This window comes from Minwuia thermotolerans, assembly GCF_002924445.1.
GTDB lineage: Bacteria > Pseudomonadota > Alphaproteobacteria > Minwuiales > Minwuiaceae > Minwuia > Minwuia thermotolerans.
In genome coordinates, this window is sequence record NZ_PIGG01000065.1 from 14711 (window position 1) to 38498 (window position 23788).

The window sequence follows — 23788 nt, forward strand, 5'->3', positions numbered from 1 at the left end:
TGTTTTCGCGCCGCGCCGCCGGCCAGACTGGCGACCGCACCATCGACGGGGACCGGGGAGGAATACGGGATGGCGGACAGACTGAAGAACAAGGTGGCGATCGTGACCGGCGCGACCAGCGGCATGGGACTTCGCACCGCGCAACTCTATGCGGCGGAGGGCGCGACGGTGGTGTTGTCGGGGCGTCGAGCCGATCTGGGGGAACAGGCGGCGGCGCAGATCGGCCACGGCGCCAGTTTCGTGCGCTGCGACGTCACCGACGAAGCGGACGTCAGGGCGTTGATCGAGGGCACGGCCGAACGGCACGGCAGGCTGGACGTGTTGTTCAGCAATGCCGGCGGACCCGCCGCACTGGGGCGGGTGCAGGACATCGACCTGGCCGATCTGGACGCCGCATACAACGTGCTGCTGCGCAGCGTCTTCGCCTGCACCAAATACGCCGCGCCGATCATGCGGGCGCAGCAGGCGGGTTCGATCATCAACAACGGCTCGGTCGCCGGCTACCGCGCCGGGTTCAGTTCCTCGATGGTCTACAGCCTGTTCAAGGGCGCGGTGGTGCATTTCACCAAGCTGGCGGCGCTGGAGCTGGGCGAGGATTTCGTGCGGGTGAACTCGATCTCGCCGGGCCCCATCGCGACCGACATCTTCGCCAAGTTCGCGGGTATGGATGACGCCGCATCCGAAGGGACGGCGGAGAAGGTCAAGGACCGCCTGGCGAAGGCGACGCCGATCCCCAGGGCCGGCCTTGTCGACGACGTCGCATGGGCTGCGGTCTATCTGGCGTCCGACGAGTCGGGCTATATCAACGCGCAGGACATCCTGGTCGACGGCGGCATGATCTGGGGGCGGCGGTTCTCCGAATCCGACGCGGGCCGCCAGGCCATGCACGAATTCCTGAGAGGCTGACCGCTTCAGATCGTGCCATGGGCGCCGAGTACGGCGGCGGCCGTGGCGATCAGGCTGACGGTGAGCAGCGTCCAGTGAAATCGCTGCACCAGCGCCATGGTTGCCTCCGGCGCGGTCCGGGCGCGGCGGCGGAACCAGTCGTGCAGGAACAGCGGCTCCGCCACGAACAGGACAACCGCGAAGACCAGCCAGACGGCGAACATGGCGTGCATCCACCAGAAGCCCGCCTCCGCGAAGCGATGCCAGGCGTCCAGCCGCCAGGTCATCCAGAACCCGGAGAGGCCGGCGAGGGCGACGGAGATCTTCGCCTGCGCCGAGAACCGGCCCTCGACCGCTTCGAACAGTTCCATCCGGCGCGACGGCTCGGCGAAACGGCGCACGGCCGGCAGGATCACCGCCGTCACCATGAAGACGCCGCCGATCCAGTGGACCACGGCGAGAACGTGGATGGCGCGGGCGATGGTCAGGTCGTCCATGTTCGTCTCTCCTGCAAAATGCGGAACGGCCGGGGCGCGGGCCCCGGCCGAACCGCCGCTGGCGCCTTTCTTCGTCTTCAGTCGCCGGGTTCGACTGCGGCGTCAACGGTCGCCGCAGGCCGGGGCTGTCTCAGCCGGGCGAAGGCGAGCCGTGCGGCAAAGACCGCCAGCACGCCGGCGCCGGCGCTGAAGACGATGTCGCCGGGCACCCGCATCCATACCAGGAAGTGGATCAGCGGCTGCTGCAGGAACTCCGCCGAGCGCGCGTACCACAGCCCCTCCGAAACGCTCGCCCAGGCCTGGGCGATGCCGACGGGGAACAGGCTCATCAGCACCATCATCGCCAGGCCGCCGTTGAGCAGCCAGAAGGACCAGGCCAGCGGCCGGTCGCTCCAGGCCGTGCGCGGGAACAGCCCGCGCAGGCAGAACAGCATCAGGCCGATGCCCAGCAGGCCGTAGACCCCGAACAGGGCGGCGTGAGCGTGGGTCGCCGTCAGGTTGAGGCCCTGTACGTAGTAGAGCGAGATCGGCGGGTTGATGAGGAAGCCGAACAGGCCGGCGCCCACCAGGTTCCAGAAGGCGACCGCGACGAAGAACAGGAGCGGCCACTTGTAGGTCTCCACCCAGGGGGCCGACTTCGTCAGCTTCCAGTTCTCGTAGGCCTCGTGGCCGACCAGCGCCAGCGGCACCACTTCCAGGGCGGAGAACACCGCGCCGACGGCGATGACGCCGGTGGTGGTGCCCGAGAAGTAGAGATGGTGCAGGGTGCCGAGCACGCCGCCGGTGAGGAAGATCACCGTGGCGAACAGCACCGCGCCGTTGGCCGTCCGGGCCCGGACCAGGCCGAGCTTGACGGTCAGCAGGGCGATGGCGGCGGTGGCGAAGACCTCGAAGAAGCCCTCGACCCACAGGTGCACCACCCACCAGCGCCAGTACTCGATCATCGACAGATGGGTGTGCTTGCCCCAGGTCAGGCCGGCCCCGTAGAACAGGCCGATCGCGACCGTCGACAGGAACAGGATGACAATCAGCGGCTGCGCTTCGCCCTTGTGGCTGAGCGCCGGCCAGAGCGCCCGGCCCACCAGCGCCAGCCAGAGCATCAGGCCCGTGAACAGTCCGATCTGCCAGAAGCGGCCGAGATCGACATATTCCCAGCCCTGATGGCCGAACCAGAAGTTGGTGTCGAGATCGAGGACCTGCTGCACGCCCAGCCATTCACCGGCCATCGATCCGACGACGACCAGCACCAGCGCCACGTAGAGCAGATCGACGCCGAGCTTCTGGAAACGCGGCTCGCGTCCGCCCAGCGCAGGGGCCAGGTAGAGGCCTGTGGCCAACCAGGCCGTGGCGATCCAGAACACGGCGAGCTGCGTGTGCCAGGTTCGGGTCACGGCGTAGGGCAGGATCTCGGACAACGGGTAGCCGTAGAAATCATGGCCTTCCACCGCGTAGTGCGCGGTGATCGCGCCGAGCGCGATCTGGGCGCAGAACAGGGCGATCACGGTCCAGAAATACTTCGCCGTCGCCCGCATGGAGGGCGTCGGGTTCAGCAGTCCGAGCGGATCCTCGGTCGGAGGTACGGGCGCGGGCTCGTGCTTGCGCGCAGCGTGCCACCAGGAGAGTGCGCCGATGCCGGCCACCAGCAGGATGATGCTGGCGATCGACCAGACGATGTTCGGCGTCGATGGCGCGTTCCCGACCAACGGCTCGTGCGGCCAGTTGGCCGTGTAGGTGACGTCGCTGTCCGGCCGTTCGGTCGTGGTGGCCCAGGCCGCCCACTGGAAGAAGGCCGCCAGCTTCTGGCGCCGCTCCAGGTCCGGAATCGCGCCGTTGGGGATGGCGTAGTCCTCCCTGAGCGCCTCCAGCGCCGCTGCGTCGCCGAACAGGCCGACGTAATGCGCCGCGACGGTCCGGATGGCCGCTGCACGGTCCTCGGATACGTAGATCGATGCGGTTTCCGGATCGTAGGTGTTGGCCCTGAGTTCCTGCTTCAGGCGTTCCTTGAGCGCACCCTGCTGATAGGCGTCGAGCGCATCGAAACCGGCCTTGCCGTATTCACGCGCCGCCCACATGTCGAGCAGCGTCACCGCCTCCCGGTGCAGCCAGTCGGCCGACCAGTCGGGGGCGAGATAGCCGCCATGGCCCCAGATCGAGCCGACCTGCTGGCCGCCCATCGACTGGTAGACCTGACGGCCGGTCTGGATGTCTTCCCTGGTGTATATCGTGGCGCCGTCCAGGCTGAGAACGGCTTCGGGGATGGGCGGCGCCTCCCGGTGGATCTCCCGTCCGAGCAGCAGCAGCGTGCTGAACGAGGCCACCAGTATGAGCGCGAGGGCCACCCAGAGACGCGTGAGCGAACGGGTCGGCATGGCTTCGAACCTCCTTGACCAGGCGGCCGCATTGCCGCCTTCACCGGAACAGGCTTTCACGCAAGGGGGCGAGGCGATTTGCGCGGGCGCAAATGCGGTGGAGCTCGACGCCGGTGCCCGTGCCTGCCGGTTTCCGCGGGCGATTTGCCGCTGGACAAATGCCGTGGCCAGTCACCAGTTATGGAATCGGACGGTGGCGCGGCCCCTGGCGGGGCCGCCCGTTTCCGGATCTGAAGGTCGGCGATGCGCGTGTTCTATCTCGGACTGGGGTTCTTCTCGCTCGGCGGCGGCATCGCCGGCATCGTCCTGCCGCTGGTGCCGACGACGCCCTTCCTGCTGCTCGCCGCCTTCGCCTTCGCGCGGTCCAGCCCGCGTCTGCACGACTGGCTGACCGGGCATCCCAGGCTGGGCCCGCCAATCGCGCACTGGCGCGAGGGCGGCTGCATCGCGCCCCGGATCAAGGTCATCGCGGTCGCCGCCATGCTGGCTGTGCTCGCCGGAGGCTGGGCGGCCGGGCTTTCGGGCACGGTGATCGCGATCCAGGCCGCTGTGCTCGGCCTGGTGGCGCTGTTCATCCTGACGCGGCCGCACCCGGCCGGGCAGACCGACGCCTAGAAGGCCAGATCGTCCATCACGGCTTCGATCCCGGCGCGGGCGCAGGCGTCGTCAAGCGCACCGCCAGGCGCGCCGGAGACGCCGACCCCTCCCACGATGCTGCCGGCGGCCTCGACCGGAACGCCGCCGCCCAGCATCAGGGCGTCTTCGATGAAGTTGGCGCCATAGGCCTCGCCGCCGGGCTTCGCCACCTCGGCGAGCGCCAGCGTGTCGTTGCGGAAGCTGACCGCCGTCCAGGCCTTGCGCCGCGCGGTCTCGGGCGTGTGGGCGCCAGCGTAGCGGTCCCGCAGCACGACCTGGAGGACGCCGAAGCGGTCGACCACGGCGACGGCGATCTGGGCACCCTCGTCGCGGCATCGCTCCAGCGCGCCCTGCGCAAGGCGCAACGCCACATCCGGCTTCATCACCTCGAAGCTCACCAGCGCTCCGTCGTCCTGGGCGCGGGCGGGCGCGGTTGCGGCGGCCGCGAGCAGCGCCGCAGCGGCAAGTGTGGCGGCAAGAGTTTTCATGGGGGTTTCCCTTCCCTTCAGTTGCGCCGGCGGGCTCGGCCGGCGATAGGCTCCGCAGTGAACGGCAGTGCTCGCCATGGCGAACCTTCGAGCAGATAGGCGAGGCCGAGGCGCGCGCCGATGATGATCGAGGCCATGGTCACCGGCGCCGACAGCGTCAGCAGCGACGCAGCGCTCATCCCCTGGCCAATGGTGCAGCCGAGGGCCAGAACGCCGCCGACGCCCATGAGCGCGCCCCCCATAAGGTGGCGGCCGAGTTCGCGGGCGTCGTCGCAGGCTTCCCAGCGGACGTCGTGGCGGCGCCAGGCGACCAGCGCGGCGCCGAGCACTACGCCCACGACGAGACCTACGCCGTAGTCCGGCAACACGCCGGTGAAGGCGATGACATGGAGGATCGTGTCGCCGAGCGGGGCGACGAAGGAGGCCGACTCGATCTGTACCGGCGCCATTGCGCTTTCCGACACGGTCGCCGTGATCGCCCAGCCGACCGTGATGCCGAGGCCGACCAGCGCCGCAGTGAGGATATGTCCGGTCCGGCGGCGGTAGCCGGGATCGGCGAAGACCCAGCCGAACAGCAGCGCCGCAGCGGCGACGGCGACTGGAAGGCGGAGATCCGCGCCCGCTGCGGCCGAGGCGATGGCGCCCAGGGACTGGTCGCCGGCGAAGCCGAGATCGATGGCCAGGTCGTCGACGGCATGTATCCGCACGATGGCCAGCATGCCGCGCTGTGCCGCCAGCGCCGACAGGCCGAGTGCCACGAGAACGATGAGCGAGCGCAGGCTGCCGCCGCCGAGGCGGACCAGCGCGCCGAAACCGCAGGTGCCGACAAGGGCCATGCCGAAGCCGAAGGCGAGGCCGCCGAGGATCGCGCCGGTCCAGCCGAACTCCGTCGTCAGGTAGAAGGAGCCGGAGAGATCGATGACGCCGCCCAGCACCAGCGCCTGCGTGGCCACGATCGCGAACGCCGCGGCGAGAACCCAGGTTCTGACGCCGGTGCTGTCGGCCGCATACCAGTGCCGCTCCAGCGCCGCCAGGGTGCAGAAGCGGTCATGGCGCGCCGCCGCACCGATGATCGCGCCGACGGCGACGCCCCCGACAGGCAGCCACCATTCCGAATCCAGCATTCTCGCCTCCCCGTGGGGCAGCATGCCGACACGACGCAACTCTTTGCGCGGCGGCCGTCCCGATTGTCATTGCCGGCGCCGGTCCGGATATCCCTCTCGGCGCATCCGCTCTCTGGCCGGCTTGCAGAAGAACTCGTAGAGCATCCCCACGAGCTGTTCGACTTCATCGTCGGCCAGCGAATAATAGATCGTGCGCCCCTCGCGCCGCGTTGACACAAGTCTATCGAAGCGCAGGCGCGCCAGTTGCTGGGAAACCGCGGCCTGGGGCATTTCAAGCAGATCCTCGAGTTCGGAAACGGAGCGTTCGCCGTCAGCAAGGATACAAAGGATGATCAGGCGGCTCTCGTGCGACAGCGCCTTGAGCAGATCGCTGGCGTGCCGCGCCGTCTGCATCAGCGTCGCCATATCCTCTGTGTCGGGCGGGGTCGAGTGTTCGTCCATGCTGCTGTCCCGTCGGTGTCTGTCTCAGTCCTTCCTGACGCCGCCGCCGGGAGACGGGTCAGGCAGCCGGGATAGCATTTCGCCCAGCAGAAACCAGAAGAATTCGTCGCCGGGATAGCCGCGCAGACGGTCCACTTCGACCCCTTCGTGGACCAGGACGAAGGTCGGTGTGAACCGTTCGCGGCGGACCCCGGCCAGGTCCCCGGGCCAGGAGCCGGTGACGTCGACGCGCCGGAGTGGCGCGCGGGCGCCCTCCGCCGTCAGGGGATAGGCCGGCGCGATCTCCGCGTCGAAACGCCTGCACCAGGCGCAGCCGGGCCGCTCCAGCATGACCAGTTCGAGCGCCCCGGCAGCCGCTGGCCATGCGAGCGACGCCCAGACAAGCAGGCCGGCAATCACGCCGGATATCAACGATCTCCGCATGGGCCCATTGCGCATTTCATATATTCAAACTCTAATATATATTGGATATTGAATATGACAAGGGCTAGGCCGCCGCGAGCGTGGGTGGACCCGGCTGAATCTGGGGCAGGAATCGGATCGAAATGCTGGATGCCACCATCGGCGGCGCGCTGCTGGCCGGACTGCTGTCCTTCGTGACCCCCTGTGTCCTGCCGATCGTGCCGCCCTATCTCGCCTATCTTGCCGGTCTGAGCTTCGAGGAGTTCCGGGGCGATGCGCGGACCTCGGCCGCTTCCCGTCAGATCATCGCCGCGGCCATCGCCTTCGTCCTGGGGTTCACCACCGTCTTCGTCGCCCTTGGGGCCACTGCCAGTCTGATCGGGCAGAGCCTCGCGCGCTATTTCGACGTTCTCTCCATCGCCGCCGGAGCCATCATCATTGTCATGGGGCTTCACTTCCTTGGGATCTTCCGGATCGGTCTGCTGTTCCGGGAGGCGCGGATGGATGTGGTGCGCAAGCCGGCCGGCATGCTGGGCGCCTACGTGATGGGGCTGGCCTTTGCCTTTGGCTGGACCCCCTGCGTCGGCCCCGTGCTGGCGGCTATCCTGTTCGTCGCCGGTACCGAGGATACCGCGCTGCGCGGCGCCGGACTGCTCACGGCGTATTCCATCGGTATCGGTATCCCCTTCGTGCTGGCCGCGGTCTTCGCCAGCCGTTTCGTCGCCTGGGTGACGCGCTTCCGCCGCCACATGCACCGCGTCGAGCAGGTCATGGGCGCCGTGCTGATCGTCACGGGCGTGCTGTTCATGACCGGCCAGATGGCGGCGATCGCCACCTGGCTGCTGGAAACCTTCCCCGCTTTCGGAGAACTCGGATGAGAAGACGATCCATGTTGACGCGACTTTTTCTCGCATTCGCTCTGGTCCTGCCGGCGGCAGGCGCGCATGCGGCCAAGCTGGGCGAGGACGGCCTGCACAAGGAGGACTGGTTCGCCATTACCTTCCGCGACATCCGCGAGGACATGGCGGACGCCGCCGCGCAGGGCAAGCGGCTGGCGCTGATCTTCGAGCAGCGCGGCTGCATCTACTGCAAGAAGGTGCACGAGGAGGTGCTCAGCGATCCGCAGGTCCGCGACTACATCAAGGCCAACTACCTGGTGGTCCAGTACAACCTGTACGGCGACGAGGAAGTCGTCGATCTCGACGGCGAGACGCTGACCGAGAAGACCGCCGGCCGGAAGTGGGGGATCGTCTTCACCCCGACGATCCTGTTCATGCCGGAGACGGCCGGAGAGGAACTCAGCGCCAGCCAGGCGGCGGTGGCGGCGATGCCCGGCGCCTTCCGCAAGGGCACCTTCCTCGACATGTTCACCTGGGTCCGCGAGAAACGATACCAAACCGACGAGGATTTCCAACGCTTCCACGCGCGGCGAATCCGCGAGCGCGAGGCCGCTGGTGTGCAGAACACGGACTGATCCGTCACAATATATGCAAGAATTACAATTTATGCATTGATGGCCTTGGGGCGGCCCGTTACGCTTGTGGAAGAACGAAAGAGAACGGCCCGGAACGGGCTGCACCTGCAGCGAGAGGAAACGACCTGAAATGATTTCGGTAAGGACCATGCTGGCCGCGGCGAGTCTCTGCGTCGCCGCGTCCGTAGCCGCCGCGGGCGATGTGGCGCCCGGCGCCGTGAAGTTCGTCGACGGGGAAGTCGCCGGTTCGCTGACCAGCGCGGCGGGCGACCCGGCCGCAGGACGGAAGTATTTCGCCGACCGCAAGCTGGGCAACTGCCTGGCCTGCCATGTCAACGGCGACATGAGCGAACAGCTCTTCCATGGCGAGGTCGGCCCGCCGCTGGACGGCGTCGCCGAGCGCTGGACCCCGGAGCAGCTCAGGGCGATCGTGGCCAATTCCAAGGCCGTGTTCGGTCCGGACACGGTAATGCCCGGCTTCTACTCGCTGGAAGTCGGCGAGAACGTGCGCAAGGACCTCGTCGGCAAGACCATCCTCACTGCCGAGCAGGTCGAAAGCATCGTCGCCTATCTGGCCACGCTGAAGTGACCGCCCATTCCATCAGGAGACATCGAATGGAACTGACACGACGTCAGGCGCTCGCGCTATCCGCCGGCGCCGTCGCCTTCGCCGGACTGGGATTCGTCCCCGGCCCGGCCTCCGCCGACGCGGCGGCGGCCGAGAAGCGGCTCATGGATTTCACCGGCGGCAAGGCGCCCCAGGAAGGGCGAATCACTCTCACCGCGCCGGAAATCGCCGAGAACGGCAATACGGTTCCGATCTCGGTCTCGGTCGACAGCGAAATGACGCCCGACTCCTATGTCGAAGCGGTCATGCTGGTGGCCGACGGCAACCCCAATCCGGCGGTGGCGACCTTCAACTTCACGCCGTCGAGCGGCGTGGCCGCGGCGACCACGCGGATGCGCCTGGCGCAGACCCAGAACGTGATCGCCGTTGCGCGGATGAACGACGGCTCCGCCTACATCGACCGCAAGCAGGTCAAGGTGACCATCGGCGGCTGCGGCGGCTGACCGGCAGACAAGGAAACAGACATGGCCAACTCCAAACCCCGCGTGAAGGTGCCCAAGTCGGCCGAAGCCGGCGAAGTCATCACCATCAAGACCTTGATCAACCACACGATGGAATCGGGCCAGCGCAAGGACAAGCAGGGCAACCCGATCCCGCGCTCGATCATCAACAGCTTCAGCTGCGAGTTCAACGGCCAGCCGGTGTTCTCCTGCGATATCGAGCCGGCGATTTCGGCGAACCCCTATTTCGAGTTCAACGCCAAGGTCGTGGAAAGCGGCACCTTCAAGTTCACCTGGGTGGACGACGATGGCTCCGTCTACACGCACGAGGCGCCGATCACGGTCAAGTAAGGCGCGGGGTCACATCGCGCCCGGGACAACTCAGGAGGAAACCAAGGTGCTGAAGACGAAGCTCATCTGGGCGGCCGTGGCGGCAATCACCGCCGCCGGCTGGCTGGCGGCGCCGGCGGGCGCAGAGCCTGTGAATGACGATCTGGTCATCGACGGCGAGATTCACATGACCACTCGGACGAAGGCGGCCGAGGGCATGCCTTTCGACGAGGTGCTTTCCGGCTGGCTCTTCCGAACCGACGAGACCCGCATGCTGGAGGCGGACTCATTCCAGAACCCCGGCATGCTCTATGTCGAGCGCGGCGAGGAACTCTGGAACAAGGTGGAGGGGGAGGCCGGGAAGTCCTGCGCCTCTTGCCATGGCGACGCGTCCAAGAGCATGAAGGGCGTCGGCGCCAGCTACCCGAAATGGGATGCGGAGGCAGGCCGCCCGATCAATGTCGAGTTGCAGATCAACAACTGCCGCGAGAAGAACATGAAGGCCGAGCCCTACAAGTTCGACGCGGCCGAGCAGAAGGCGCTGACCACTTTCATCAAGCATCAATCCCTGGGCGACCCGCTCGGCATCGACCTCGCCGCTGGCGACATGCAGGGCTGGTGGGAGAAGGGCAAGGATCTCTACTACAAGCGGACCGGCCAGCTGAACCTCGCCTGCGCATCCTGCCACGAACAATACAACGGCAAATACATCCGCGCCGACCATCTGAGCCAGGGCAACGTCAATGGCTTCCCGACCTATCGTCTGAAGCAGGCCAACATGGTGTCGCTGCACAACCGGTTCCGCGGCTGCATCCGGGATACCCGCGCGGAATTCCCGGCGGCCTTCTCCGACGAACTGATGGCGCTGGAAGTCTATGTCACCTGGCGTGGCACCGGGCTTTCGGTCGAGACGCCGGCGGTTCGCCAGTAGCACGCGGCGGCGCGCCGGCGGCTCCCTGGACCGCCGGCACGCCGCCGGTTCCAGGCAAGTGTTCGGCGGGCCGCGTCCGGGGAGGGACGATGCGGCCGGCAAATGGGGAAAGAAATGGTTTCGAGACGCGAATTCCTGCTGGCCTCCGTGGCGCTTGGCGCCATCGCGGGCTCGGGGATCACCGGCGGGTGGACCAGGGCCGCCGCGCAGCAGTCCCTGTCCGAAGACGACCTGCTCGCCATGGACGATTTCGGCAATGTGACGCTGCTTCACGTGACCGACATCCATGCGCAGCTCAAGCCGCTCTACTTCCGCGAACCTTCGGTCAATATCGGCGTGGGCGAGGTCGCGGGCCTTCCCCCCCACATCACCGGCAAGGCCTTTCTCGAGGCCTACGGGATCGCGCCCGGCAGCGCGAACGCCTATGCTCTGACGTCGGTCGATTTCGCCGCGCTGGCCCGGACATACGGGCGCATGGGCGGGCTCGACAGGGTGGCGACGATCGTCAACCGGCTCCGGGCCGAGCGCGAAGGCAAGGTGCTGTTTCTCGACGGCGGCGACACCTGGCAGGGCAGCTACACCGCGAACGCGACCCGCGGCGCGGACATGGTGGAGGCGATGAACGCGCTTTCGCCGGACGCGATGACGGGCCACTGGGAGTTCACCTACGGCACCGACCGGGTAAACGAACTCATCGAGCAGCTCGACTTCCCGCTGCTGGCCGGCAACATCTACGACGCGGAATGGAACGAGCCGGCCTTCGAGGCCTATCGCATCTTCGAGCGCGGCGGCGCGCGTGTCGCTGTCCTGGGGCAGGCGTTTCCCTATACACCCATCGCCAATCCGCGCTGGATGATTCCCAACTGGAGCTTCGGTATTCGCGAGGAGGAAGTCGCGCGCAATGTCGAGGCCGCGCGGGCGGAGGGCGCCGACGTCGTCGTCCTGCTGTCCCACAACGGCTTCGACGTCGACCGCAAGCTGGCGCAGCGGGTCAAGGGCATCGACGTAGTCCTCAGCGGTCACACCCATGACGCCCTGCCGGAGGCGGTGCACGTGGGCGAGAGCACGCTGCTCATCGCATCCGGTTCCAACGGCAAGTTCGTCTCCCGTCTCGACCTCGACATCGCCGACGGGGCGGTGAAGGACTTCCGCTATCGGCTCATCCCGGTCTTTTCCGACATCATCGGGGCCGACCCGGACATGGCGGCGCTGATTGACCGGCTGCGGGCCCCGTACGAGGCCGAACTGAAACGCGAACTCGCGCACACCGAAACGCTGCTCTACCGGCGCGGCAACTTCAACGGCACCTTCGACGACCTGATCTGCCGTGCGCTGATCGAGGAGCGCGACGCCGAAATCGCCCTCTCGCCGGGCTTCCGCTGGGGCACGTCGCTGCTGCCCGGTCAGCCGATCACGGTGGAGGATGTCCACAACGCCTGCGCCATGACCTATCCGGAAGCCTACCGCTCCAAGATGAGCGGCCAGCTGGTCAAGGACATCCTCGAGGACGTGGCCGACAATCTCTTCAATCCGGATCCCTACTACCAGCAGGGCGGTGACATGGTCCGCGTCGGCGGTATGGGCTACCGGATCGATCCCTCGAAGCCCGTCGGCTCGCGCATTTCCGAGATGACAATGCTGGCCACCGGCGAGCCGGTCGACCCTTCCCGCGACTACGTCGTCGCAGGCTGGGCATCGGTCAACGAGGGCACGGAGGGGCCGCCCGTATGGGACGTCATCGAGGCGCACCTGAAGCGGCACCCCACGGTCGACATCCCGGAGAACCGCTCGGTGAAGGTGGCCGGATAGGCGGCCGCTCCGGAGACGAGACATGACACGGCGACAGGAAGACGGAGTGACGCGTATGTCGAAAGGGTCCGGCGTGAAGGGGACCGATGAAACGGGTCCGTCCAGGCGGCAATTGCTGATGGGTGGCCTGGCGGCGGGGGCCGGCCTGGCCGCGGGCGGTCTTGCCGCGCGGTCGGCGGCGGCCGGTGGCGAGAAGTTGATCACTGAGATCCAGGACTGGAACCGCTATCTGGGCCCGGGGGTGGACGAGCAGCCCTACGGCGCGCCTTCGGCCCACGAGTCCCACGTGGTCCGCCGCAACGTGGCCTGGTTGACTGCCGACCCGAAGTCTTCCGTCAACTTCACGCCTCTGCACGAACTGGACGGCATCATCACGCCCAACGGCCTCTGTTTCGAGCGCCACCACGGCGGCATCGCCGAGATCGCCCCGGCCGATCACCGGCTGATGATTCACGGGCTGGTGGAGACGCCACTGGTCTTCACCATGGAAGACCTCAGGCGTTTCCCGCGCGAGAACCACGTCTATTTTCTGGAATGCGCGGCCAATTCCGGCATGGAATGGCGCGGCGCGCAGCTCAACGGGTGCCAGTACACCCACGGCATGGTTCACTGCGTGATGTACACCGGCGTCCGTCTGCAGCACCTGCTCGAAGAGGCGGGGCTCAGGACCAATGCCCGCTGGCTGCTGGCGGAAGGCGCCGACGCCTCCGCCATGACGCGCTCGATCCCGCTGGAGAAGGCGCTGGACGACTGTCTCGTTGCCTTCAGCATGAACGGCGAGGCGCTGCGCCCCGAACAGGGCTATCCGCTGCGGCTCGTCGTGCCGGGCTGGGAAGGCAACATGTGGCTGAAATGGCTGCGGCGCCTGGAAGTCGGCGACCAGCCCTGGCATCAGCGCGAGGAGACCTCCAAGTACACCGACCTGCTGGCCGACGGCACCGCGCGGCGTTTCACCTGGCAGATGGACGTGAAGTCGGTCATCACCAGCCCAAGCCCGCAGAAGCCGGTCACGCACGGTCGCGGGCCGCTGGTCGTGTCCGGTCTCGCCTGGTCGGGCGGCGGCCGGATCGCCCGTGTCGACGTGAGCATCGATGGCGGCCGCAACTGGCGGACAGCGCGTCTCGACGGGCCAAGCTTCACCAAGGCCCTGCACCGCTTCTATCTCGATCTCGACTGGGACGGCTCGGAACTGCTGCTGCAGTCGCGGGCCATCGACGAGCACGGCTTCGTCCAGCCGACCAAGAACGAGCTTCGCGCCGTCCGCGGCGAGAACTCCATCTACCACAACAACGGCATCCAGACCTGGCATGTCAAAGCCGACGGGACGAGCGAGAATGTCGAAGTTTCCTGAGTTCATGACCGCTGCGGCGCTCGGTGTCGCCCTGCTGGCGGGACCGGCGCTGGCGGATGGTGACCCGGCGAAGGGCGAGAAGCTTTTCAAGCGCTGCGCCGCCTGCCACGCGGTGGGAGAGGGAGCGAAGAACAAGCTGGGTCCGCATCTGAACGGGGTCGTCGGGCGCGAGGCCGGCGCCGTCGAGGGCTACCGCTACTCGCCCGCGATGCAGAAGGCCGACGTTACCTGGACGGTCGAGAACCTCGAAGCCTATCTGACGAAACCGCGTGACTTCATCAAGGGCAACCGCATGGCGTTTCCGGGCCTGCCCAAGGCCGCCGACCGTGCCGACGTCATCGCCTATCTGGCCGCTTTCGAGGCCGAGGGGCAGGTGGCCGGGCAGGATGCCGCCGCCGAGCCTGAACCCGCGAGGCAGGCCGCACCGGCCGACAAGGCGCCTTGGCCGCTGGCGCGAGACACGGCCCTGCCCGAGCATGGAACCTTCCATCTGGGCCGGCGGGCGACCGCGGAGGAGATCGCCGCGTGGGATATCGATGTCCGCCCGGACGGGACCGGCCTGCCGGAAGGCCGCGGCACGGTGGCGGATGGCGAGCCGATTTTCACCGAGCGCTGCGCCTCGTGCCATGGCGACTTCGGTGAGGGGCGCGGCCGCTGGCCGGTGCTGGCCGGCGGTTTCGACACGCTGACGGCCGAGCGGCCGGTGAAGACCGTCGGTTCCTACTGGCCCTATCTCTCGACGGTCTACGACTACATCCATCGCGCCATGCCCTTCGGGGACGCGCAGTCGCTGACTGATGACGAAGTCTACGCACTGACGGCCTATATCCTCTATCTGAACGACGTCGTCACCGACGAGGATTTCGAACTCTCCAGGGAGAACTTCGCCTCGGTCAGCCTGCCCAACGAGCCCAACTTCATCGCTGACGAAAGGGCTGCGGAGGCGCATTATGCGGCGAAGGCGGAACCCTGCATGACGAACTGCAAGCCGGAACCCGCCAAGGTAGTCATGCGGGCTCGTGTTCTCGACGTGACGCCGGATGGAGATGAGACGAATGACGGTGCGGGCGCAGTCGACTAGAGCCCTCGCGGCGCTTTGCCAGGCGATCCTGCTGATCGCGGCCCTGGCTGCGCTGGGTCTTGCCAGGCCGGCCGCGGCGGAGGAGGGCGTGCACCTTCTGGCGCTGCAGCTCAGCGACCGGGATCCGGCGAAGATGACCACGGTCCTGAATGTCGCCGCCAACGTCTCCCGGCACTACAGCGCGCTCGGCGAACTGGTCGACATCGAGATCGTGGCCTTCGGCCCGGGGGTTCACATGTTCCGCCCCGATACCTCGCCGGTCCGGGAGCGCCTGGAAAACTTCATGCAGTCCATGGTCAATGTCCGGTTCGTCGCCTGCGGCAATACGCTGGACACCATGGCGCGGGCGGAAGGCGCCCGCCCTTCCCTTCTCGATGGCGTCGACGTGGTCCAGACCGGTGTCGCGCACCTGCTGGAACTGAGCGAGACGGGCTGGACCCTGGTACGGCCCTGATCGGTCTGCGATCGCCGGGAAAATCACCGCCGGCCCCGGAAGGGGAGGCCGGCGATCCCCTCCGGATCGCCAGCCGCCCGGATCGGTCATTTGGACTTCGACTTCACCTTGATCTTCCTGGTGTTGTTCTGGACCTCGGCGGTCTTCGGCAGCGTCAGCTTGAGCACGCCGTCGATGTTCTCGGCCTCGATCTTCTCGGCGTCGACGCCCTCGGGCAGCTGGAAGGAACGGGTGAAGGCCCCGTAACGGCGCTCGGAGACGAAGTAGTCCTTCTCGCGCTCTTCCTTCTCTTCCTTCTTCTCGCCCTTGATGGTCAGTCGCCCGCCGGCGACCTTGACGTCGATGTCGTCAGCCTTGACGCCCGGCAGTTCCACCGTGATCTCGAAGGCCTTGTCCTTCTCGCTGATATCGACTGCCGGGGCGATGCCCCAGGCTTCCTTGCGAAAGGCGGGAAGTTCGATATCGAAGTAGCGGCTGCCGAAGGGGAAGCGCCAGTCGCCGCGGCCGAAGCTCTCGAACACGCGGTCGATCTCCTTGCGCAGGTTCTCGAAGGTCGTCGGCGCAGCGGCGGGGGTCTTCTTCTCGGCTCCGGCCTCGACCGGGATCTTGCTCGCAGTATCGTTCATGGCACTCGTCCTTCGGATGCATGTTTCACATACGGGCCGCTTCCGTCCGGGTGGTTCCTTGCGTTCCGCCAGGACCTCGGCCTCCTCTCGCGGGGCGGGTCCTCCGCTTCGGGACGCCACCGCGAGAGTTCTATTGAAGCCCCGATGGCGTGCGCTGGCCTTGACCTGAATCAACCGCCGATCCCGTGGGCGAGAATTTCGGCCGATCTCTCAAATCCCTTCGTGGGACGTCTCTCTGCAGGAACGGAATTTCCGTGAAGACCTGTCATCCTTGAGATGGATCAACCCCGGACCTCGCGGACCGGGTTATGCGAAACAGGGGCAGTTCCCGCTGGCGCCGTCTTCGATTACGCTCCGCATCCTGAGCGGACGCGCCGCAACGGGCCGAATTGCAACGGAGGTTTACCATGAACTCGCATTTCCTGCGCGGACTGGCGTTCGGCATCGGCGTCGGCATCGTGGCGCCGCTGGTTCTGCCCGGCCTCGCGCGTTCGGCCCGGCCGGCTCTGCGCGCCGCGATGAAGGCCGGGATCAAGTCCTACGCCCGCAGCCGAGAGGCGATGGCCGAACTCCGCGAGACGGCGGAGGACGCCTATTTCGAAGCGGCCTCGGAACTGCAGCAGGAAATGGCGGCCGAAAGCTCCGCCGCCCAAGCGGGCGGTCCGGCGGCGGCGCCCGGCGCGGAGCAGGGACGTGACGGGGCACGCTGAAATGCCGGACGCCGTCCTGGCGCATAGCTTCGGCGTCCGCGCGCGGCTGAGATTTCCCGGCCGGGCGGGCGATGCCGCCTTCCTGAAGGAACTCGCGGCGCGCGCCGGCGCGCTGGAGGATGTCGTCCATGTCGAACCGCGTCCCGAAAGCGCCAGCCTGGTGGTGATCCATGTCGGCGATTTCGGCGCGCTCGCCGCCGCCGCCGAAGTTGCCGGCGTCTTTCGTATCGCGGCGCCGGTCGCCGAAAGGCCGGAGATCCCGCTGCACTTCCTGGCTCAGGGGCTGGTCGGACGGCTCGACCGGGTGATCGAGCGGCATTCGGAAGGCGTCATCGATCTGCGCGACGCATCCTCCCTGGCGCTCGTCGCTATGGCCTTGCTGCAACTCGCGCGCGGCAACGTCGCCACCCCGGCGACGACGGCGCTCTGGTACGGCCTGTCGCTGCTGCTTTCCGATCGCCGGACGCCCCGGCGCTGAGGCGGTTCAGGCGAGATCTTCGAGTTCGCCGGCCCGATCCGTGCGCTCCCACGGCAGGTCGAGGTCCAGCCGGCCCATATGCCCGAAGGCCGTGAGGTCGGAGAAGAAGCGGCCCCCGCGCTGGCGCGGCAGGGCGCTGAGCCCGAAGGCCGCATCGATACCGCGGGGGGTGAAGTCGAACATTTCCAGCAGCCGATCGGCGAGCGCGTCGTCGCCCGACCGTCCCGTGCCGAACGTATCGACGGCAAGGCTGACCGGCCAGTCCAGGCCGATACGGTAGCTCAGCTGCACCTCGCACTCCTCGGCGATGCCGGCGGCGACCACCGTCTTCGCGACATGGCGCGCCATGTAGGCGCCGCTGCGGTCAACGCGGCCGGGGTCCTTGCCGCTCAGCGCCGCGCCGCTCTGGCGCACATAGCCGCCATAGGTATCGATATCGGCCTTCCGGCCCGTCAGGCCGGCGTGGCGCGTCGGGCCGCCGACGAGAAATGCCCCTGGCGGATTGATCGAGATCGTAGCGCCGACGGCTTCGGGCAGACCGTCCGCCTCCAGCTCCGGCCGGAGAACCGTCGCTTCGAGCAGCCTCTCGACCTCCAGCCTTTCCGGCGCCTGCCAGGTCAGGGCCGTCGCCAGGGCCACGCCGTCGACCCGTTCGGCGCGCCGCTCGCGGTAGCGGATGGCGACCTGCACCTGGCCGTCCGGATAGAGGAAGGGCAGCGCCCCTTCGCGCCGCGCGTCGCTCAGGCGCCGGGCGAGGCGGTGGGCCAGGGCAATGGGCAAGGGCAGGAATTCCGGGGTCTGGCGGCAGGCGAAACCGAACACCGTGGCATTGACGTCGGATCGCCGCTCGGCGACCGAGGCGGGAAGACGGTTGGTGCTGGTGATAACGCTCAGATTGGCCGGATTGAAGGTCGGGTCGTCGTAGCCCACGCTGCCCACGACCTCCCGGACCAGTTCCGGCAGATCGATCCCCAGAGCCCTGTCGCCATAGGTGGAGATGAAGACGAGGCCGTTGGCGATGGCGCATTCGGACATGATCCTGGCGTCCGGCGCGCGTGTGAGCGCTCGGTCGACGACGGCGTCGCTGATCCGGTCGCAGAGCTTGTCGGGGTGGCCGTCGGTGACCGAAGTGGAGGTGAGGACGAAGTTTCTCATTGCATGCCGATGCCTCTCTGTCCCGGCAGGCGTGCCGCCCAGCCGGTGTCGCCGCGCCGGCTCCAGGTGGCCAGCAGCGTTTCGTTGACGAGGAACGCGCCCGCGCCGGCGAGGGCGGCGATGGCGAAGTCCATCGGCCGGGCCGGCGCGATACCGAGCAGGCGGCGCACGGGCGGGAAGAACAGCGGCAGCGTCTGCAGGGCGAACGAAGCGCCGACCGCCCTGTTCAGCGTCCGGTTGCCGAACAGCGCCCGTCCTCCCAGCGGCACGAAGCGGTCGAAGCGGCAGGCGAAAGCGTGCAGCAACTGGGCGGTGACGAGGCTGGTCAAGGTCAGTGTGCGCGTGTGCGGCCCGGGGCCATAGCGCGACAGGCCATAGAAGTGTGCCAGCATGGTGCCGCCACTCAGGACGAACGATTCCAGGCCGGCATGGCGCAACTCCCGCATGGTCAGGATCGGCTCCTTCGGATCCCGCGGCGGCAGCGACATGACCTCGCGCTCCGGCGGTTCCAGCGCCAGGCCGAGGCCCGGCAGCACGTCGGTTACCAGGTTGAGCCAGAACATCTCCATCGGCGATTCGAGTTGGTCGCCGGGATTGAGCGTCTCCGCCAGCACGACCAGGATCTCGCTGAGATTGGTCGAGATCATGAAGTGCACCGCCTTGCGGATGTTGGAGGCGATGGTCCGGCCCTGTTCGACGCCCTCGACGATGCCGCGCAGATCGCCGTTCTCGATGATGGCGTCCGCGACGTCGCGGGCCGCCGTCGCGCCGCCGCCGCCCACGGCGATGGCGATGTCCGCCGCCTTCAGGGCCGGCGCGTCGTTGAAGCCGTCCCCGGTCATGCCGACCACCAGGCCCGAGCGCTGCAGGGCGCGGACGATGTCGAGCTTGCGCGAGGGCGGTACGCGGGCGAAGACGTGCGTGCGCCGGGCCAGGCCGACCAGAACCTCGGCATCCATCCGGTCGATGGCGCGCGCGTCCAGCACGTTGAGCGGTTCGTTGCCGGAGAGGCCGATCTCATGGGCCACGGCCTCCGCCGTGGCGGCCTGGTCCCCGGTGATCATCAGCGGCCGCACGCCCGCGCGATGGAGCGCGGCGATGACCTCGCGCGCTTCCGGCCGAACCGGATCCTTCAGGCCGATGCAGCCGAGCCAGTCGAAACGGTCCCCGTCGCCGTCGGCGAAGCCGAGAACCCGGAAACCGCGGCCGGACATGGCGTCGATTTCGGCGGCGATGCGTCCGCGCGCGGCCTCGTCGAGCGGTTCCGATCCCGCAGGCAGGGCAAGACTGGCGCAGAGCTCCAGCACCTGTCGCGGGTCGCCCTTCATGGCCGTCCGGGGAACCCCGCTGTCGCCCTCATGGCGGGTGACCATGTAGCGGTGCGTCTCGTCCCGGTAGCGGACATCTCGCGTCGGCCAACAGTGCCGCAGGGCCGTCACGTCGAGGCCGGCCGCGAGCGCCGCCTCGAGCAGCGCACATTCGGTCGCCGAGCCGCGCGGACCGCCGCCCGCGCCGGGTGGCTCCGCCTCCGAACAGAGCGCCGCGGCCTCCAGCAGCCGCCGGCCTGGCGCCGTGGCGTCCATTTCCCGCGCGTCCGGCTGATGCTCGCTGGCCGCCTCCCCGCCGACCGCGAAGGCGGCAGCCTGCATACGGTTCTCCGTGATGGTCCCCGTCTTGTCGAGGCAGAGCACCTGCATCGCGCCCAGGCCTTCCACCGCCTGCAGCCGCCGGATGGCGACGCCGTGGCCGCGCATCTGTCTGAGCCCGATCGCCAGCGTCGTGGTGGCGATCGTGGGCAGGCCCTCCGGCACCGCCGCCACGGCCAGGGCCACCGAGCTCTTCAGCATCTGCAACAGGCCATGGCCACGCAGGAACCCCGCGACGAAGACCACGCCGCATACCGTGAGCGAAAGCAGCACGAGTTGGCGCCCCAGCCGGCCGAGATCGCGCGACAGCGGCGTTTCCGGCGTGGCTGCGGTCGAGGCCATCGCTTCGATCCGGCCCAGCTCGGTAGCCTGGCCGGTCGCCGTCACCGCGGCGCTCCCGCGACCGGTGACGATGAAGGAGCCGTGGTGGACCATGTTGTCGTGGTCGGCGAGCGGCAGTCGGGGGTCCGCGAGCGCCGCCGCGCTCTTGGGCTGGGCCTCGCTTTCGCCGGTCAGGAGGGCTTCGTTCGCGGTCAGCCTGTCCGCCGTCAGTATCCGGGCGTCGGCGGCCACCAGAACGTCGGGCCGCAGACTCAGGAGGTCGCCAGGCACGACCTCCAGGGAATCGATCTCGATCTCGGCGCCGCCGCGGCGCACCGGTACCCGGTAGGGTCGCCGCGCGGTCATCCGGGCTATGGCCTCCTCGGCGCCCGATTCGGTGACGAAGCCCAGTCCGGCATTGGCGAGCACGACCGCCAGCGTCACCGCGGCGTCAAGCACGCCGCCCGTGGCCAGCGATACCACCGCGGAGCCCGCCAGCAGGCCGGTGGGCAGATTGGCGAACTGCCGACCCGCAATGGCCAACCGGGAGGCGCGCCGTGGCTCGGCCAGCCGGTTCTGGCCATGGCGTTGAAGGCGGGATCGCGCTTCCTCGGGCGTCAGCCCGCTGGCGCCGTCGGTGCCGAGCGCGGCGACGACATCGGCGACGGACAGCGTATGCCAGGTGCGGGCGTCCTCGTTCGCCGGGGCGTGCGGCGCATCCGCCGAATCTTCAGCCGCGGCGGCGGCGCCGAGACTCCGCGGCGGGGGATCAAGCGTTTCGCGCCAGGCGGCCGATATCCGGCGCTGCAACGCGTCTGCCGGGAGGCCGGGCGGGCAGCGAAGCGTCACCGAGCCCGTCAGGGCGGATACGCTGGATTCCCGGACGTCCGGCAGGGCCTGAAGACGCCGCGCGAGCGCCGCCGCCCGATCCGGCCGGCGGCGCAGACCGCCCACCCGGAATCGCAGGCGACCCGGTATGGCGTGGATGAGACCGATCTCGTCGGACGCTTGTTCCGCGACGGCGTCGATGGGGAGGCCCTCCATGCCGCAATTCGCCTCGTTGCGCGCATTTCAAAAGCGATTGGTGCGCCTCGCATTGATCTCGGTCAACAGGACCGGGCGATCTCCGCCGTCCCCGGATGAAGGCATGCAAGGATATTGACAGTTCCGACATCAGAAGCTGCGTTTCACACAATAGATGCTTCTTTGAAATGGCGCCACGCACGCGGCGGTTCTTCTCGCCATCTTCCTGCTCACCGTCTTCGGCGATCTCACCGAAGCGATCATCGTCGGCCTCGTCCTGTGCTCGGCGCTGTTCGTCCACCGCATGTCGCGGAAGAGGGCGCTGGAATCGCGGACGGCACCGCCGCGGTCGTCGCGGAGCTCCGGAACGGGATCGCGACCGCCGGCTAGCGCGCCTGGCGCAGGCGGCCCACGATACCCATCGGGAAGAAATAGACGCTGAGGATGAACAGCACGCCCAACCAGAGCAACCAACGGTCCGGCTGCAGGAGTTCCGGCAGCAGCGGCAGCCCGCTGGTCAGGTCGGAGGCTGCGCCCATCAGCCCCTGCAGGTAGTTGCGCGCCAGCACGAGAATGGTCGCCCCGATCACCGCGCCGTACATCGTCCCCATCCCGCCGATCACGACCATCAGAAGGATGTCGATCATGATGTCGAGGGAGAGCGTCGTCTGCGGGCCGGTATAGCGCAGCCAGAGCGCCATCAGCACGCCCGCCAGCGCCGCCATGGCGGCCGAGAGGCAGGTCGCCGCGGTGCGGTAGTGGACGGTGCGGTAGCCCACCGCCTCGGCGCGGAAGGCGTTCTCGCGGATCGCCTGAAGCACCCTGCCGAAGGGCGAGTTGACGAAGCGCAGCATCAGCAGGAACGCCGCCAGTGAGACCGTCAGTACAAGGTAGTAGGAGATCAACCGGCCGTCGAGCCGGACCCCGAAGGGCCGCGCGTCCGCCCATTTGAAGCCCGGCGTCAGTTCGCGCGGGACGGCGTAGCTGAGGCCGTCCTCGCCGCCGGTGAGCTGGTAGGTCTGGGACACCAGAATGGCGAAGGCGCTGGCCACGGCGAGGGTGACCATGGCGAAGAAGATCGCTTTCACCCTGAGCGAGAAGAGCCCGATGACGAAGGCGAGGGCCACTGCCAGCAGGATTCCCGCGGCCGCGCCGACGCCCACCGCGCCCCAGCCAGGTCCCGAATTCGTGAGCGAGAGCGCGACGCCGTAGGCGCCGATGCCGAAGAACATGGTGTGGGCGAAGGAGACGATGCCCGTATAGCCCAGCAGCAGGTCGTAGCTGCCGACCAGCACGATGAAGATGGCGATGCGCGCGGCGGTGTCGAGCGAACGCGTGCCGGGGAAGAGGAACGGCGCCAGGACGAGTCCGGCCAGGATCGCAAGCAGGACGGCGGTCAGGGCGGTGCTGCGCGGCAGGTCGCCGGAGAGGAGTCGTGTCAGCATCTCTGGTTCCTCACTGGCTGCCGGCGACGGGATAGAGGCCCTGCGGCCGCCACATCAGGATCACCACCATCAGCAGGATGTTGGAACCCAGCGCGACTGTCGGCGCCAGGTAGCCGGTGTAGTTGGCGACCAGGCCGACCAGCAGGGCGCCGATGAAGCAGCCCTCGACCGAGCCCAGCCCGCCAATGATGACGACGATGAAAACCAGAATCATGTTGTCCATGCCCATCCGGGCGAAGACGAGCTGGTCGTAGAGCCCCCACATCACGCCGCCCAGGCCGGCGAGCGCCGAGCCGGCCACGAAGACGGCGACGAAGACCAGTGTGACGCGGTAGCCCAGCGCCTCCACCATCTCCCGGTTCTCGACGCCCGCACGGATGATCAGGCCGATCTTGGTGCGTTTCAGCACCGCGCGCAGACCGAGAAAGATTCCGATGCCAAGCAGTGCGGCGAAGAGGCGATACTTCTCGAAGCCGAACTCGCCCATGGTGAAGGAGCCGCGCAACGTCGCCGGCTGTTCGATCGGAATCTCGTTCGGGCCCCAGACCACGTGGATGAGCTGCTCGACCACGATCAGGCCGCCCATGGTGATCAGGATCTGCTTCAGGTGGTGGCCGTAGACGGGCATCACGATCACCCGCTCGAAGACCCAGCCCAGCGCCCCGGTGACGAGGGCCGCGGCGACGATCGCCGCCACCATCGCGATCAGGTTGAGTGCCACCGAATCCGCGCCGAGATACTCCGGAAAGACAGTTCGCAGCACAGTGACGCCGACGAAGGCGCCGAGTGCGATGAAGGCCCCGTGGCCGAAGTTCAGAACATCCATCAGCCCGAAGACCAGCGTCAGGCCGGAGGCCATGACGAAGATCATCATGCCCATGGCCAGGCCGGCCAGGGTCAGCGTCAGCCAGGTCGGCAGGGAGCCGATGGCCATGAACGCGGCGAGCGCGAGGATGATGGGCGCCAGCACCGGCAGCGCCTCGCCGGTCAGACGGTCCATCAGCGGCGTGCGCGGCGCCGCCTCGTCATTGCGGTTGATCATGT

General features: G+C 67.9%; 25 protein-coding genes. 14 read left to right on the plus strand and 11 right to left on the minus strand.

The window, feature by feature from the left end:
- Positions 1 to 69 precede the first annotated feature (69 nt).
- Positions 70 to 906, plus strand: coding sequence for an SDR family NAD(P)-dependent oxidoreductase (locus tag CWC60_RS18320; protein WP_109795375.1), 837 nt, complete (start codon positions 70 to 72; stop codon positions 904 to 906).
- A gap of 5 nt (positions 907 to 911) precedes the next feature.
- Here the strand turns inward: CWC60_RS18320 and CWC60_RS18325 are convergent, their stop codons facing one another.
- Positions 912 to 1382: a hypothetical protein gene (locus CWC60_RS18325; RefSeq protein ID WP_109795376.1), complete on the minus strand. Its 471-nt coding sequence runs from the start codon at positions 1380 to 1382 to the stop codon at positions 912 to 914.
- A gap of 77 nt (positions 1383 to 1459) precedes the next feature.
- Positions 1460 to 3751: a nitric-oxide reductase large subunit gene (locus CWC60_RS18330; RefSeq protein WP_109795377.1), complete on the minus strand. Its 2292-nt coding sequence runs from the start codon at positions 3749 to 3751 to the stop codon at positions 1460 to 1462.
- Positions 3752 to 3994: 243 nt separating this feature from the next.
- Here CWC60_RS18330 and CWC60_RS18335 point away from each other — a divergent pair, with 243 nt between their 5' ends.
- Positions 3995 to 4366 (plus strand): YbaN family protein, encoded by a 372-nt coding sequence (locus tag CWC60_RS18335; RefSeq protein WP_109795378.1) that lies wholly within the window; start codon positions 3995 to 3997, stop codon positions 4364 to 4366.
- On the opposite strand, the gene CWC60_RS18340 is transcribed toward CWC60_RS18335, so the two are convergent.
- The 4 genes from CWC60_RS18340 to CWC60_RS18355 all read right to left on the minus strand — a co-directional run bounded on the left by CWC60_RS18340 (position 4363) and on the right by CWC60_RS18355 (position 6848).
- Positions 4363 to 4875 carry a GlcG/HbpS family heme-binding protein gene (locus CWC60_RS18340; protein WP_109795379.1) on the minus strand — a complete coding sequence of 171 codons (513 nt, stop codon included), beginning with the start codon at positions 4873 to 4875 and terminating at the stop codon, positions 4363 to 4365. The two genes, CWC60_RS18335 and CWC60_RS18340, sit on opposite strands and share 4 nt — an antisense overlap.
- Positions 4876 to 4892: 17 nt before the next feature.
- Entirely contained in the window at positions 4893 to 5999 is a 1107-nt protein-coding gene (locus CWC60_RS18345) for a YeeE/YedE family protein (protein WP_109795380.1), read from the minus strand.
- Positions 6000 to 6065: 66 nt separating this feature from the next.
- Positions 6066 to 6404, minus strand: coding sequence for an ArsR/SmtB family transcription factor (locus CWC60_RS18350; protein WP_206420019.1), 339 nt, complete (start codon positions 6402 to 6404; stop codon positions 6066 to 6068).
- A gap of 60 nt (positions 6405 to 6464) precedes the next feature.
- Positions 6465 to 6848 (minus strand): thioredoxin domain-containing protein, encoded by a 384-nt coding sequence (locus tag CWC60_RS18355; protein ID WP_420891171.1) that lies wholly within the window; start codon positions 6846 to 6848, stop codon positions 6465 to 6467.
- Between the two features lie 137 nt (positions 6849 to 6985).
- Here CWC60_RS18355 and CWC60_RS18360 point away from each other — a divergent pair, with 137 nt between their 5' ends.
- The 10 genes from CWC60_RS18360 (at position 6986) to CWC60_RS18405 (ending at position 15340) form a co-directional block, all read left to right on the plus strand.
- The gene (locus tag CWC60_RS18360; protein WP_109795382.1) at positions 6986 to 7720 is read left to right on the plus strand and encodes a cytochrome c biogenesis CcdA family protein; all 735 of its coding nucleotides are present in this window, start codon (positions 6986 to 6988) and stop codon (positions 7718 to 7720) included.
- 11 nt (positions 7721 to 7731) lie between these two features.
- The gene (locus CWC60_RS18365) at positions 7732 to 8316 is read left to right on the plus strand and encodes a thioredoxin family protein (protein ID WP_109795383.1); all 585 of its coding nucleotides are present in this window, start codon (positions 7732 to 7734) and stop codon (positions 8314 to 8316) included.
- Between the two features lie 130 nt (positions 8317 to 8446).
- On the plus strand, positions 8447 to 8905 hold the full coding sequence (gene soxX / locus CWC60_RS18370; protein ID WP_109795384.1) for a sulfur oxidation c-type cytochrome SoxX: 459 nt from the start codon (positions 8447 to 8449) through the stop codon (positions 8903 to 8905).
- A 26-nt stretch (positions 8906 to 8931) separates the two neighbouring features.
- Positions 8932 to 9387 (plus strand): thiosulfate oxidation carrier protein SoxY, encoded by a 456-nt coding sequence (gene soxY / locus CWC60_RS18375; RefSeq protein ID WP_109795385.1) that lies wholly within the window; start codon positions 8932 to 8934, stop codon positions 9385 to 9387.
- 21 nt (positions 9388 to 9408) lie between these two features.
- Complete coding sequence (gene soxZ, locus CWC60_RS18380; RefSeq protein ID WP_109795386.1) at positions 9409 to 9735, plus strand: thiosulfate oxidation carrier complex protein SoxZ; 327 nt, start codon at positions 9409 to 9411, stop codon at positions 9733 to 9735.
- 76 nt (positions 9736 to 9811) lie between these two features.
- A complete protein-coding gene (gene soxA, locus CWC60_RS18385; protein ID WP_420891172.1) occupies positions 9812 to 10645 on the plus strand; it encodes a sulfur oxidation c-type cytochrome SoxA in 834 nt (277 codons plus the stop codon).
- A gap of 114 nt (positions 10646 to 10759) precedes the next feature.
- Positions 10760 to 12454 (plus strand): thiosulfohydrolase SoxB, encoded by a 1695-nt coding sequence (gene soxB, locus CWC60_RS18390; protein ID WP_109795388.1) that lies wholly within the window; start codon positions 10760 to 10762, stop codon positions 12452 to 12454.
- A gap of 118 nt (positions 12455 to 12572) precedes the next feature.
- Positions 12573 to 13805 carry a sulfite dehydrogenase gene (soxC, locus tag CWC60_RS18395; protein WP_206420022.1) on the plus strand — a complete coding sequence of 411 codons (1233 nt, stop codon included), beginning with the start codon at positions 12573 to 12575 and terminating at the stop codon, positions 13803 to 13805.
- Entirely contained in the window at positions 13789 to 14886 is a 1098-nt protein-coding gene (locus CWC60_RS18400; protein WP_109795390.1) for a c-type cytochrome, read from the plus strand. The genes soxC and CWC60_RS18400 overlap by 17 nt, the downstream gene beginning before the upstream one ends.
- On the plus strand, positions 14861 to 15340 hold the full coding sequence (locus CWC60_RS18405) for a DsrE family protein (protein WP_109795391.1): 480 nt from the start codon (positions 14861 to 14863) through the stop codon (positions 15338 to 15340). The genes CWC60_RS18400 and CWC60_RS18405 overlap by 26 nt, the downstream gene beginning before the upstream one ends.
- A gap of 86 nt (positions 15341 to 15426) precedes the next feature.
- Here the strand turns inward: CWC60_RS18405 and CWC60_RS18410 are convergent, their stop codons facing one another.
- A complete protein-coding gene (locus CWC60_RS18410) occupies positions 15427 to 15966 on the minus strand; it encodes an Hsp20/alpha crystallin family protein (protein ID WP_109795392.1) in 540 nt (179 codons plus the stop codon).
- 407 nt (positions 15967 to 16373) lie between these two features.
- Here CWC60_RS18410 and CWC60_RS18415 point away from each other — a divergent pair, with 407 nt between their 5' ends.
- Positions 16374 to 16676 carry a DUF5132 domain-containing protein gene (locus CWC60_RS18415; protein WP_109795393.1) on the plus strand — a complete coding sequence of 101 codons (303 nt, stop codon included), beginning with the start codon at positions 16374 to 16376 and terminating at the stop codon, positions 16674 to 16676.
- Between the two features lies 1 nt (position 16677).
- Positions 16678 to 17154: a hypothetical protein gene (locus CWC60_RS18420; RefSeq protein WP_109795394.1), complete on the plus strand. Its 477-nt coding sequence runs from the start codon at positions 16678 to 16680 to the stop codon at positions 17152 to 17154.
- A gap of 6 nt (positions 17155 to 17160) precedes the next feature.
- Here the strand turns inward: CWC60_RS18420 and metK are convergent, their stop codons facing one another.
- From metK to CWC60_RS18440, 4 genes are all read right to left on the minus strand, one after another.
- On the minus strand, positions 17161 to 18309 hold the full coding sequence (gene metK, locus CWC60_RS18425; protein WP_109795395.1) for a methionine adenosyltransferase: 1149 nt from the start codon (positions 18307 to 18309) through the stop codon (positions 17161 to 17163).
- Positions 18306 to 21320, minus strand: a complete 3015-nt coding sequence (locus tag CWC60_RS18430; RefSeq protein ID WP_109795396.1) for a cation-translocating P-type ATPase — start codon at positions 21318 to 21320, stop codon at positions 18306 to 18308. The genes metK and CWC60_RS18430 overlap by 4 nt, the downstream gene beginning before the upstream one ends.
- A 365-nt stretch (positions 21321 to 21685) precedes the next feature.
- Positions 21686 to 22744 (minus strand): branched-chain amino acid ABC transporter permease, encoded by a 1059-nt coding sequence (locus CWC60_RS18435; protein ID WP_109795397.1) that lies wholly within the window; start codon positions 22742 to 22744, stop codon positions 21686 to 21688.
- A gap of 10 nt (positions 22745 to 22754) precedes the next feature.
- The gene (locus CWC60_RS18440; RefSeq protein WP_109795398.1) at positions 22755 to 23786 is read right to left on the minus strand and encodes a branched-chain amino acid ABC transporter permease; all 1032 of its coding nucleotides are present in this window, start codon (positions 23784 to 23786) and stop codon (positions 22755 to 22757) included.
- Between the last annotated feature and the right edge of the window lie 2 nt (positions 23787 to 23788).

Coding starts and splice junctions, on each gene's coding strand:
- CWC60_RS18320 (WP_109795375.1), top strand. CDS start 70: ATGGCGGACAGACTGAAGAACAAGGTGGCGATCGTGACCGGCGCGACC.
- CWC60_RS18325 (WP_109795376.1), bottom strand. CDS start 1,382: ATGGACGACCTGACCATCGCCCGCGCCATCCACGTTCTCGCCGTGGTC.
- CWC60_RS18330 (WP_109795377.1), bottom strand. CDS start 3,751: ATGCCGACCCGTTCGCTCACGCGTCTCTGGGTGGCCCTCGCGCTCATA.
- CWC60_RS18335 (WP_109795378.1), top strand. CDS start 3,995: ATGCGCGTGTTCTATCTCGGACTGGGGTTCTTCTCGCTCGGCGGCGGC.
- CWC60_RS18340 (WP_109795379.1), bottom strand. CDS start 4,875: ATGAAAACTCTTGCCGCCACACTTGCCGCTGCGGCGCTGCTCGCGGCC.
- CWC60_RS18345 (WP_109795380.1), bottom strand. CDS start 5,999: ATGCTGGATTCGGAATGGTGGCTGCCTGTCGGGGGCGTCGCCGTCGGC.
- CWC60_RS18350 (WP_206420019.1), bottom strand. CDS start 6,404: ATGGCGACGCTGATGCAGACGGCGCGGCACGCCAGCGATCTGCTCAAG.
- CWC60_RS18360 (WP_109795382.1), top strand. CDS start 6,986: ATGCTGGATGCCACCATCGGCGGCGCGCTGCTGGCCGGACTGCTGTCC.
- CWC60_RS18365 (WP_109795383.1), top strand. CDS start 7,732: ATGTTGACGCGACTTTTTCTCGCATTCGCTCTGGTCCTGCCGGCGGCA.
- soxX (WP_109795384.1), top strand. CDS start 8,447: ATGATTTCGGTAAGGACCATGCTGGCCGCGGCGAGTCTCTGCGTCGCC.
- soxY (WP_109795385.1), top strand. CDS start 8,932: ATGGAACTGACACGACGTCAGGCGCTCGCGCTATCCGCCGGCGCCGTC.
- soxZ (WP_109795386.1), top strand. CDS start 9,409: ATGGCCAACTCCAAACCCCGCGTGAAGGTGCCCAAGTCGGCCGAAGCC.
- soxB (WP_109795388.1), top strand. CDS start 10,760: ATGGTTTCGAGACGCGAATTCCTGCTGGCCTCCGTGGCGCTTGGCGCC.
- soxC (WP_206420022.1), top strand. CDS start 12,573: ATGGGTGGCCTGGCGGCGGGGGCCGGCCTGGCCGCGGGCGGTCTTGCC.
- CWC60_RS18400 (WP_109795390.1), top strand. CDS start 13,789: ATGTCGAAGTTTCCTGAGTTCATGACCGCTGCGGCGCTCGGTGTCGCC.
- CWC60_RS18405 (WP_109795391.1), top strand. CDS start 14,861: ATGACGGTGCGGGCGCAGTCGACTAGAGCCCTCGCGGCGCTTTGCCAG.
- CWC60_RS18410 (WP_109795392.1), bottom strand. CDS start 15,966: ATGAACGATACTGCGAGCAAGATCCCGGTCGAGGCCGGAGCCGAGAAG.
- CWC60_RS18415 (WP_109795393.1), top strand. CDS start 16,374: ATGAACTCGCATTTCCTGCGCGGACTGGCGTTCGGCATCGGCGTCGGC.
- CWC60_RS18420 (WP_109795394.1), top strand. CDS start 16,678: ATGCCGGACGCCGTCCTGGCGCATAGCTTCGGCGTCCGCGCGCGGCTG.
- metK (WP_109795395.1), bottom strand. CDS start 18,309: ATGAGAAACTTCGTCCTCACCTCCACTTCGGTCACCGACGGCCACCCC.
- CWC60_RS18430 (WP_109795396.1), bottom strand. CDS start 21,320: ATGGAGGGCCTCCCCATCGACGCCGTCGCGGAACAAGCGTCCGACGAG.
- CWC60_RS18435 (WP_109795397.1), bottom strand. CDS start 22,744: ATGCTGACACGACTCCTCTCCGGCGACCTGCCGCGCAGCACCGCCCTG.
- CWC60_RS18440 (WP_109795398.1), bottom strand. CDS start 23,786: ATGATCAACCGCAATGACGAGGCGGCGCCGCGCACGCCGCTGATGGAC.